The organism is Massilia sp. CT11-108 (assembly GCF_047302915.1).
Taxonomy (GTDB): Bacteria; Pseudomonadota; Gammaproteobacteria; order Burkholderiales; family Burkholderiaceae_D; genus Telluria; species Telluria orientalis.
The window spans coordinates 1-3,532 of sequence record NZ_JBKYMO010000537.1 but is presented as its reverse complement, the minus strand read 5'-3'; the positions used below and the strand labels follow the sequence as shown (position 1 = coordinate 3,532).

Annotated in this window: 3 protein-coding genes; 2 read left to right on the top strand and 1 reads right to left on the bottom strand. The window is 69.1% G+C overall.

The features are described from left to right. A partial coding sequence (locus ACEN88_RS26910) for an EamA family transporter (RefSeq protein ID WP_413344597.1) occupies positions 1-263 on the top strand: 263 nt, incomplete at its 5' end. On the opposite strand, the gene ACEN88_RS26905 is transcribed toward ACEN88_RS26910, so the two are convergent. Beyond that, positions 260-2,572, bottom strand: coding sequence for a GH92 family glycosyl hydrolase (locus ACEN88_RS26905; RefSeq protein ID WP_413344596.1), 2,313 nt, complete (start codon positions 2,570-2,572; stop codon positions 260-262). The two genes, ACEN88_RS26910 and ACEN88_RS26905, sit on opposite strands and share 4 nt — an antisense overlap. 203 nt (positions 2,573-2,775) lie before the next feature. Between ACEN88_RS26905 and bla the strand changes: the two genes are divergently transcribed. Further along, positions 2,776-3,402 (top strand): class A beta-lactamase, encoded by a 627-nt coding sequence (gene bla / locus ACEN88_RS26900; protein ID WP_413344594.1) that lies wholly within the window; start codon positions 2,776-2,778, stop codon positions 3,400-3,402. The last annotated feature ends 130 nt before the right edge of the window (positions 3,403-3,532 follow it).

The following is a 3,532-nucleotide window of genomic DNA, read 5'->3' as shown; positions in this document are numbered from 1 at the left end:
CCGTCGCCGACTTCGCCGACGGCCGGCTGTACGCGGCGCTCGCCTTCCTCGCCGTCGTGCCGAGCCTCGGCGCGTACTTCTTCTTCGACCGCCTCGTGGGCGCGGCCGGTCCGGCGCGCGCGAGCCTGACCGTGTACCTGATCCCGCTGTTCGCGACGCTGGCCGCGTGGCCGCTACTGAAGGAGCCGCCGCACCTGTATCACGCGGCCGGTTTCGCCGTCATCCTGGCCGGCGTCGCCGTCGCCAGCATGCGCCGCCGTTAATACGCGGTCTGGGTGTAAGGGCGCGCGGCCGGCGCCATGCCCCAGTCCCTGTTCGGCGTGGCCTGCATCCGGAACACGAGTTCCCCGCCCGCCACGATGTCCTCGTGGCGCAGCACGCTGCGCGCGAGCGGCTTGCCGTTCAACGTCACGCTGGCCACGTAGGGGTTCGCGTCCGAGAGTCCCTCCGTCCGGATCGTGAAGCGCTTCCCGTTCGGCAGGTTTAACGCCGCGCGCTCGACGAACGGCCGCCCGATCACGTACTCGTTGCTGCCCGGCGCGACGGGATAAAAGCCCAGCGCCGTGAACGCGAACCAGGCTGACATCTGGCCCAGGTCGTCGTTGCCCGCGAGGCCGTCCGGCGTGTCCTTGTACTGGCTCTTCACGATCTGCGCGAGGCGCGCCTGCGTCTTCCACGGCGCGCCCGCGTAGTTGTACAGGTACGCCACGTGGTGCGACGGCTCGTTGCCGTGCGCGTAGTGGCCGATCAGGCCGGAGATGTCTTCCATGTGCGCGTACACGGTCGGGTCGATCTTCGCGTCGAACACCTGGTCGATCTTGTCGATCAGCCCCGCGTCGCCGCCGAGCATCTTCACGAGCCCCGCGTTATCGTGCGGCATATACCAGGAATACTGCCACGCGCTGCCTTCCGTGTAATCGCTGCCGAAGTTCGAGCGCACGGGGTCGAACGGCTCGCGAAACTTCCCATCCGACTTCTTGGCCCGCACGAAGCCGGTCCTGGGGTCGAACACGTTGCGCCAGTTCTGCGCGCGCTTGTAATAGCGGGCGGCCACGTCGCGCCGGCCCATCCTGTCGGCCATGCGCGCGATGGTCCAGTCGTCGAACGCATATTCGACCGTCTTCGACGCCGCTTCCGGTTCGAGGTCGATCGGCACGTAGCCCAGCTTCATGTAGTGCTGCAGGCCGCCGTACGGGCCATACTCCGCGCTGGCCGTCATCGCGCGCAGCGCCTCGTCGGCGTCGAAACCCTTCAGGCCCTTCATGTACGCGTCGGCGATGACGGGCACGGCGTGGTAGCCGATCATGCACCAGGTCTCCAGGCCGGCGAACTGCCACACGGGCAGGATGCCGTACGGGCTGGCTTTCTGCGATTCGACCAGCGAGCGCACGAAGTCGACGTTGCGCCGCTCCGGCTGGATCAGCGTCAGCAGCGGATGCAGGGCGCGGTACGTGTCCCACAGGGAGAAGGTGGAGTGGAAGCGGAAGCCCTGCGCCTGGTGCACCTGGTTGTCCGGACCGCGGTATTTGCCATCCGCGTCCATGAACAGGCTGGGGGCCAGGAGCGCGTGGTACAGGCTCGTGTAGGCCATGCGCTTCATCGGCTGCGGCGCGTCGATGTCGACGGCGCCCAGGGCGGCTTCCCACGCGTCGTGCGCGCGCCGGCGCTCGCCATCGAAGTCCCATCCCGGCATCTCCGCGAGGTTGGCGAGCGCGCCGTCCTCGCTGACGCCCGACACGGCCACTTTCACGAGCACCGTGCCGTCGGCGGGCGTGCCGAAGCCGAACGTGCCTTCCAATGCCTTGCCTTCGACGAGGACCTGGTCGGCCGGCGTCTTGCCGGGCGCCGCGAAGCCCCTGTATTCGACGCCTTCCTCGCGGTTCATCAACTGGTGCGTGACGATGGGCCGCGAGAAGCGGATCGCGAAATACAGCTGGCGGCCGGGCGCCCAGCCGCGCGTCTCGCGCATGCCCGTGACCGTGTCGTTGCCGCGCAGGCGTACGCGCGACCAGAGATTCTTGCCGGACCAGTCGTAGATGCTGGACCGCAGGTCGAGGATCACGTTGGCCTCGGCGCCCGGCCTGAAGCGGTAGCGGTGCAGGCCCACGCGCTCGCTCGCGGTCAGCTCCACGTCGACGTCGTTGTCCAGCAGTTTCACCGCGTAATAGCCCGGCTCCGCGCGCTCGTCCTTGTGCGAGAAGCGCGAGCGGTAGCCGCTGAACGGGCGCTCGGGATACCCCGGTTCCAGTTTCACCTCGCCGGCGGTCGGCATCAGCAGCACGTCGCCCAGGTCCGAGTGGCCGGCGCCGGAAAAATGCGTGTGCGAGAAGCCGAGGATCGAATCGTCCTCGTAGCGGTAGCCGGCGGCCCACGGATAGCCCTGGCGGAAGTGGCGCACCTGCGTGTCGGGACTGAGCTGCACCATGCCGAACGGGCGGGTCGCACCCGGGAACGTGTGGCCGTCGCCGCCGGTGCCGATGAAGACGTCGACGTTGTCCGTGCGGTTGGCCGCGTGGGCGGGCGAACCCGCGCAGAACGCGGCGATGGCGAGGAACAGGATGGCCTTGTGCATGTCGTCTCCAGTCGTGTGCCTGCAAACCTGAACCATATCGCGAAACTTTCCGAACCGGCAACCGGTACGTCTTGCGGCATAATGACGGCCGCGTCAACCATCAGGAGAACCCATGACCGACACGACACGCCGCACCGTCCTGCGCGCCGCGCTGATCCTGCCCGCGATCGGGCTGGCCGGTCCCGCCGACGATCACCACGGCCGTGCTGACGCAGGCGTCGCGCACGCCGGGCCTGCTCGACGAGCGACTGCGCTACAGGAAGACGGACCTGGTGTCGTGGTCCCCCGTGACGGAACAACACGTCGACGACGGCATGACGATCGCCGGCCTGTGCGCCGCCGCGCTGAAGGTGAGCGACAACAGCGCATGCAACTTCCTGCTCGACCGGATCGGCGGCCCGGCTGCCGTCACCGCGTTCGCACGCCGCCTCGGCGACACCGCGTTTCGCCTCGACCGCCGCGAGACCGAACTGAATGCCGCGATCCCCGGCGACCCGCGCGATACGACGACGCCGCGCGCGATGGCGCAGAGCCTGGAAGCGCTGCTGCTCGAAGAGGCGCTCGCACCGGACGCCAGGCGCCGCCTGCTCGACTGGATGCTCGCCAACACGACGGGCAAGGAGCGCATCCAGGCCGGCTTCCCTGCCGATTGCCGCGTGGCCGACAAGACGGGCACGGGCGCCTACGGCACGACCAATGACGTCGGCATCGTGTTCCCGCCGCAGGGCCAGCCCGTGATCGTGGCCGTCTACTACACGGGCTCGAAAACCGACAGCAAGGTCGTCGCCGACGCCGCGGCGATCGTCGCGCGGGCGCTGGGGACCGCCTGATGCGGATGGTCCCGATGGCGGAGCCGGACCTGGACGCCGTGCTCGCCGTGCAGGCCGCGTGCTATCCGCAGGCCATGCGGGAAGCGGCGGACGTCGTGCGGGCGCGCCTGCGCGCGGCGGGGCAGGGCGT